Here is a 5,561-nt window from a genome sequence, read left to right on the forward strand (position 1 = left end):
GATGAGCGGTGCGGTCGCTGGGTGACTCCTGAGCGTGCACTGCGCTCGGATTATCCAGAACCAAGCGCATCGGCCCCCGGGCCATCCAGCAGGTTCATCGGGAACGAGGATATCGAGTCGCCAGCGGCAACCCGTCGCGGCCGGGGGGCCGCTCCTACGGGGTAAGGGCGGGCCCCCAGGCCGCGACGAATGCCGGCCACGGGCGGCCAATGACAAGCAAAGCCGATCGTGCGGGCCGCCGCCGCTAGCGCCCGCACCAGGTCGCCGGGCGCTTGTCGATGAAGGCCGCGATGCCTTCGCGTGCATCCAGGGTTTGCAGATTCTCGACCATGGTCCGGCGGGTGTAGTCATAGGCCTGCGTGAGCGGCAACTCGAGCTGGCGGTAGAAGGCCTCCTTGCCGATGGCGAGCGTCAGCGGCGACTTGCTGGCCAACTGCCGGGCCAGGGCCGCGGTGCGGGCCTCCAGGGCGGCGGCGGGCACGACCTCGTTCAGCAGACCAAAGCGCAGGGCCGTCTGGGCGTCGATCAGGTCACCTGTCAGCAGCATCTGCATGGCCTGCTTGGGTGTGGCGTTGCGCGACAGTGCCACCATCGGTGTCGAGCAGAAAAGCCCGATATTGACCCCGGGGGTGGCGAAGCGGGCGTCCTCACCGGCGACGGCCAGGTCGCAGGTCGCGACCAATTGGCAGCCGGCGGCGGTGGCGATGCCGTGGACCCGGGCGATGACGGGTTTGGGGAGCCGCACGATCGCCAGCATCAGCTCAGCGCATTCTTCAAACAGCGACTCCGCGAAGCGCCGGTCGTCCTGATTGGCACGCACCTCCTTGAGATCATGGCCGGCGCAGAAGCCGGGGCCGGCCCCGGCCAGGATGACCACACGCACGGCCGCGTCGGCGGCGATGGTGTCGAACGCGGCGCGCAGCGCGCGGAGCATGGCGTGCGACAAGGCGTTGCGGGCCGCCGGACGGTTGAGAGTCAGGGTCGCGACGCCGGCGTCGTCCTGGCGCAATACCAGTGGATTCTCGTCAGTCATACCAGCCTCCGAATGAATGAGTCCCGGCGCAGCATACCGGTGACATTGCCCGGGCGCAGAGCGCCCGATCCAGGCGTGACACCGCCGCAGCGGGGTCACGAGCGCGCGCCGGTCAGGTCGGATGCGCCTCCCCCAGCCGCGCCTCCAGAATGCTCGACAGCCACAGGCTCGCCAATACGAAGCCCAGGAACAGATAGAAACCCGGGGCCAGGATGGTGCCGTTGGTGGTCAGCACATCCACCGCGGTGCTTGCCTGGCGCAGGTCGCCGAGTTGGCTGCCGACCAGGCCGCTGAAACCGATATAGGCCATGAAGATGGCGATCACCAGCACATCGGCCATCGACCACTTGCCGGATTTGAGCGCAAAGAAGCGCACGGCGGGGGTGCCGCGCAGGCCGCGATAGTCATAGTAATAGAGCCAGGTGGCAATGACCTTGAGGGCGGGGAAGATGACGCTGAAGACGACGATGAGCCCCGCCACCAGGATCATGTCGGCGGCGCCGGTACGCAGCAGGATGGCGGCCACGTCGAATACGCTCTTGGTCTGAAAATAGAGCACCTGATTGGCGAAGGTGATCGGCTCGCCCGCCAGTTGCACGGTCAGTTCACTGATACGCGCGTCGATCTCGATCATGGGCGTCGAGAGGCCACCGGCCAACAGGATCAGCGTCGCGCCCGTGAGCAGGAAGAGCTGGAAGGGATCGAGCCCGGGGGGCGGGGCGACGTCCGCGTCCAGCGGCGCGAACCGTCGCGGCCGGGGTCCCAGGCAGAGTGCGAACAAGGCCCCGACCAGGCCGAAGACGCCCAGCACCTGATACAGGATCGGGCGGTGGGCGGCCGCGATCTCGGCGCCAAGCTGCCGGTCGCAAGCGGCGGGATCGGCACAGCCGTGGGCGGCCAGCAGCGCGGTGAGGCGCGAGCGGTCGGTCTTGGCGAAGGTGGAGCCCGCGGCGTTTTGCATGAAGGCCAGCAGCTGCGTCTTGATCTCACGCTTGGCCTCGGGTTTGGAGAGTTCCTCGACGACCCGATCGGCATACTCCGGCACCTTGCGGCGCAGCCGTTCGAAGTCGATTACCAGGTCCTGCAGCCCCTGCTGGACCAGCCCCTTGAGTTGATCGACCACCGAGCCGCTGCCCTGGAGATTGTGCCGGCGCAGTGAGCGGTCGATCTCCACCAGCAGCGTATCCAGGACCTGCTCCACCGCGCGTTTGACCTGGGGCCGATTGGCGTCGGTCAGTTCGAACGCCGTGATGCGCCGCTCCAATGCCGCGGAGATCCGTAGCATCCACTGGTCCGCGTCCAGCAGCCCATAGCGAATATGGTCGATCTCAGCGAGCTCGGCTTTGAGCGCCTTGACGCGATTGAGCTCAACCGTGAGATGCACCGTCAGCACCAGGGCCGCGGCGAATACCAGCACCGCCAGGACGCGGCGGGCAATGAGTGCACCGGCCACCCGCTCAGCCCTTGCCCTTAGCGTCTTTATCGCCGGCCGGCGCGCCGTTACTCGCCGCCGGACGCTTGTCGCCGCATGGCACGTAGCCGGAGATCGGCGACTGCTCGTGCTCCAGCGCGGCCTTCAGCGCCTCGCAGATGGTGCGCATCACCTTCACCCGGGCATAGGGTTTGTCATTACCCTCCACCAGCGTCCAGGGGGCGTGTTGGGTACTGGTGCGGGCCACCATCTCATTGACGGCATCCTTGTAGGCGGGCCACTTCTCGCGATTTCGCCAGTCGTCCGCGGTGATCTTGTAGCGTTTATAGGAGATCTCTTCCCGGTCCTGGAAGCGCCGCAGCTGCTCGTCCTGGTCGATATGGATCCAGAACTTGAGCAGGACAATACCGCTGCCGACCAGCTGTTCCTCGAAGCGGTTGATCTCGGCATAGGCGCGTCGCCATTCCGCATCGTTCGCGAAACCCTCCACCCGCTCCACCAGCACGCGCCCATACCAGGAGCGATCATAGATGGTGATATAACCGGCGCGGGGGACTTGCCGCCAGAAGCGCCAGAGATAGTGGTGGGCCTTTTCCTCATCAGTGGGCGCGGCGACCGGAATGGCGCGGTACAGGCGGGCATCAATCGCGCTGGTGATGCGGCGGATGGCCCCACCCTTGCCGCCGGCGTCGACCCCCTCGAACATCAGCACGGTGGAGCGCTTCGCGTTGTAGGCGCGCCAGGCCAGCTCGTTGATCTCCTTCTGGAGTTCCGCCATGCGGGTCTTGTACTTGGCGGTCGACAGCGACTTGGACAGGTCCAGTTGATCCAGTACCGTGATCTGCGCCTGGGGGCCGCTCGGCATGCTCGCACTGGTGGTGCCGGCGCCCTGGTCCGGCGCGCGGGGGCTATCCAGGCGGGCGCGGATGGCGTGCAGCAGGGTCTGACCGACCGTCAGATCGCGGTAGCGCGCATCCTCCGCCTCCACCAGGTGCCAGGGTGAGGTGCCCTGATCGGTGTGCAGTACCACACGCTCGGCCACCTGCTCGAAGGCCCGGTAATGCTCAGAGAACTTGGCCTTCTGCGGCATCATCTTCCAGCGGCTGCGGTCATCCCGAGAGAGTGCATTGAGGCAGGCCTTTTGATTCTCCTCGGACATATGGAACCAGAACTTGACGATCAGGGCACCGTCCTGGGTCAGCATGCGCTCGAACTCGACGATGCGGTTCAGCTCCGCGTCCAGCTCGGCGTCCGTGCAGTGGCCCTGAAAACGGTGCTCGATCGGGGTCGCGTACCAGCCGCCGAACAGGATGGTGATGTCACCGCGCGGGGGCAGGGTGCGCCAGAAGCGCCAATAGCGGGGACGGGCGCGTTCCTCATCGGTCTCGTCCCAGAAGGCGAAGGTCTGCACGCCGCGGGTGTCCAGCCACTCATTGAGCCGGTTGATCACCTCACCCTTGCCGGCCCCCTCCACCCCGGAGACCAGCACGACCACCGGGATATTGGTCTGGCGCAGCTCACGCTGGGCCTCCAGGAGCTCGGTGCGCAACGCTTCCTGTTGCGCCTTGAAGTCTTCCTTGCTGACCGTACGGCCAACCTTCGTCGCTTCGAACATGGCTGTGGCACCTCATTGCGGTGAATTGTTCTGCACCCAGTGGCGTGGCCGCGCTCGGGTGGTCAGTCCGCCAGGGGCGGCGGTCTCGGGATGGTTCTGGGGCGCCCCTGCGCGTCCACCGCCACATAGACAAAGACGGCGTGGGCGACCTGGCGGCGGCTCTTGGGGTCGGGCTCGCCCTGCGCCCAAACGTCGACCTCGACACTGATGGAGGTGTTGCCGATGGCGAGCATCCGGGCGTGCAACTCGGTGAGGTCACCGACCAGCACCGGGGTGAGGAAACGAAATTCCTTCACCGCCACCGTCGCGACCCGCCCCTGCGCGGCCTCGATCGCGATGGTACTGCCGGCCACATCCGCCTGGGACATGATCCAGCCGCCGAAGATGTCACCGTAGGCGTTGGTGTCGGCCGGCATGGCGACGACACGGATCGCCAACTGCCAGGCGTCCAGACGACGGGGTTCCGGGTGGGCAGGGTCGCTCATGGGCGCCCCGCACAACGGGTGTTGGGCCGACACAGGGGGCGTGCGGGGTTCAGGGTCAGTCTCATCAGTCCGTCCTCGTTGATCCAGGGGCGCTCGACAGCTACCAGACGGCGGATCATCGCATATCCGCACAGGCGGGTCAGCCAGGGGCCGGGGGCGGCGACGCACGCGCTTAGGCGCGCCCCGCCAACAATAAAGATTGATGCGGCTTTTGCGTGCCCCTTTCCCCTACAATGCACGCGAAACCGTCGACGAGGCATCGCGCTTAGGGGGGGTCGGGTAACCGGGCCGCCGCCGTGGCGAATGCGGGCCCGCTTTCAGCTGCGGCCAAGTCGTCCGAAGGGTTGCACCCTCCCCTGCTACCCAGCCCCCAAGTGGCCGGGATGCCGGGGCTCAACTACCAGTGAACACGAGGCTAAATGCGCGTATGTCTTCCAAAATAAAGAGCATTTTGAATAGCGGGGCGGTGAAGATTGGGGTGATCGGCGTGGGCGTCGCCGCCGGTGCGGTTTATCTTTTTACTGAAAACTTTACGCCGGTTCCAGCCCCGGCCGATCCGGCCACCATTGCGGCACGGCTCAAGCCGATCGGCAAGGTGAACTTGGCCCCCCCGCCGGCCCCGGTGGCCCCGACGCCGGCACCAGAGGCCGCACCGGCCGCCGTGGCCGCGCCGGTTGCGGCTACGCCGACCGAGGCCGCCGCGGCACCAGCCGCCGCCGCACCGGCACCGGTCGAAGCCCTGGCCGCCCCCGCGGCACCGGTCGTCGAGGCACCCGCCCCGGCCGCTGCCGCACCGGCACCGGTCGAAGCCCCGGCCGCCCCCGCAGCACCGGTCGTCGACGTACCCGCCCCAGTCGCTGCCGCACCGGCACCGGTCGAGGCCCCGGCCGCCCCCGCGGCACCGGTCGTCGCCGCGCCCGCCCCGGTCGCTGCCGCACCGGCACCGGTCGAAGCCCCCGCGGCACCCGTCGCTGCCGCCCCGGCACCGGTCGAAGC

4 protein-coding genes and 1 pseudogene are annotated in these 5,561 nt (G+C 67.5%); 1 reads left to right on the top strand and 4 read right to left on the bottom strand.

What is annotated here, in order from left to right:
• Positions 1-244: 244 nt before the first annotated feature.
• The 4 genes from QZY44_RS23930 to QZY44_RS23945 form a co-directional block, all read right to left on the bottom strand.
• Complete coding sequence (locus QZY44_RS23930) at positions 245-1,033, bottom strand: enoyl-CoA hydratase (RefSeq protein ID WP_295453918.1); 789 nt, start codon at positions 1,031-1,033, stop codon at positions 245-247.
• Positions 1,034-1,145: 112 nt separating this feature from the next.
• Positions 1,146-2,486, bottom strand: a complete 1,341-nt coding sequence (locus QZY44_RS23935; RefSeq protein WP_295453921.1) for a paraquat-inducible protein A — start codon at positions 2,484-2,486, stop codon at positions 1,146-1,148.
• 4 nt (positions 2,487-2,490) lie between these two features.
• Positions 2,491-4,080: a polyphosphate:AMP phosphotransferase gene (gene pap / locus QZY44_RS23940; protein WP_295453925.1), complete on the bottom strand. Its 1,590-nt coding sequence runs from the start codon at positions 4,078-4,080 to the stop codon at positions 2,491-2,493.
• 62 nt (positions 4,081-4,142) lie between these two features.
• Complete coding sequence (locus tag QZY44_RS23945; protein WP_295453929.1) at positions 4,143-4,565, bottom strand: acyl-CoA thioesterase; 423 nt, start codon at positions 4,563-4,565, stop codon at positions 4,143-4,145.
• A gap of 427 nt (positions 4,566-4,992) precedes the next feature.
• Here QZY44_RS23945 and QZY44_RS23950 point away from each other — a divergent pair.
• A pseudogene (locus QZY44_RS23950) lies at positions 4,993-5,561 on the top strand (hypothetical protein); the annotation flags it as partial.

The sequence above is a fragment of the uncultured Thiodictyon sp. genome (assembly GCA_903837595.1).
Taxonomy (GTDB): domain Bacteria; phylum Pseudomonadota; class Gammaproteobacteria; order Chromatiales; family Chromatiaceae; genus Thiodictyon.

Bases quoted from the DNA above. Each gene is read 5' to 3' on its own strand.
- pap (WP_295453925.1), bottom strand. From the start codon at position 4,080: ATGTTCGAAGCGACGAAGGTTGGCCGTACGGTCAGCAAGGAAGACTTC.
- QZY44_RS23930 (WP_295453918.1), bottom strand. From the start codon at position 1,033: ATGACTGACGAGAATCCACTGGTATTGCGCCAGGACGACGCCGGCGTC.
- QZY44_RS23945 (WP_295453929.1), bottom strand. From the start codon at position 4,565: ATGAGCGACCCTGCCCACCCGGAACCCCGTCGTCTGGACGCCTGGCAG.